We start from the raw sequence: 303 nt of genomic DNA, 5'->3' as shown, positions 1-303 counted from the left end.
CATATCACGGGTAGTGACCACACGGTCTACTACTTTCTCAAATGGAGCCAATTGATGATCATAACTACCAAGTGTAGTTTCTTTTACTCTTTTTAAAAGTTCCCTAAAGTCTGGATTACCACTCAGATCACTGCGAAGTGCCAGTGTATTGACAAAAAAGCCTATCATGCCCTCTAACTCTGATTGGGTACGATTCGCAATAGGCGTTCCAACACAAATATCATCCTGACCACTATAACGCGACAATAATACCTTAAAGGCTGACAACATCAACATAAATAATGTAACACCTTCTGCCTGACA

The 303-nt window shown here is 40.3% G+C and carries 1 protein-coding gene; it reads right to left on the bottom strand.

Going from position 1 to position 303, the window contains the following annotated elements:
• The coding region (locus FLA105534_RS00010; RefSeq protein WP_173964018.1) for a condensation domain-containing protein at positions 1-303 on the bottom strand (303 nt) is incomplete at both ends.

Source organism: Flavobacterium collinsii, from assembly GCF_902804485.1.
GTDB lineage: Bacteria > Bacteroidota > Bacteroidia > Flavobacteriales > Flavobacteriaceae > Flavobacterium > Flavobacterium collinsii.
Note: the sequence above shows the minus strand (reverse complement) of the source record. Positions and strands in the feature narration are given on the sequence as shown.